This window comes from Flavobacterium sp. FlaQc-48, from assembly GCF_044007335.1.
Classification (GTDB): Bacteria; Bacteroidota; Bacteroidia; order Flavobacteriales; family Flavobacteriaceae; genus Flavobacterium.
The window spans coordinates 1-357 of record NZ_JBIPCR010000069.1 but is presented as its reverse complement, the minus strand read 5'-3'; the positions used below and the strand labels follow the sequence as shown (position 1 = coordinate 357).

The following is a 357-nucleotide window of genomic DNA, read 5'->3' as shown; positions in this document are numbered from 1 at the left end:
CCCGCAGCTTTTCGCAGCTTATCACGCCTTTCATCGCCTCTGAGAGCCAAGGCATCCCCCATACGCCCTTATTTTGCTTATTGTACCAATCATAAAATTAATTATGACCGTTTTTTTTTGTCTTTTATTACTCGTATCGCTACTCATAACAAAAAACGCTTTCTACTTTTTATTATTTTCTTATCTCAATATGTCAATGAACTTTTATTTACTATATTTATAGTAAATCAGTGGAGAATAACGGAGTCGAACCGTTGACCTCCTGCGTGCAAGGCAGGCGCTCTAGCCAGCTGAGCTAATCCCCCATTTTTAAATGATGAGTTATGAATTATGAGTTATGAATGCTCATAAATGCTC

General features: G+C 37.8%; 1 tRNA gene. It reads right to left on the bottom strand.

Features of this window, described 5'->3' with window-relative positions:
• Positions 1-231: 231 nt before the first annotated feature.
• Positions 232-305, bottom strand: a tRNA-Ala gene (locus ACHRWY_RS27620).
• Positions 306-357 lie beyond the last annotated feature (52 nt).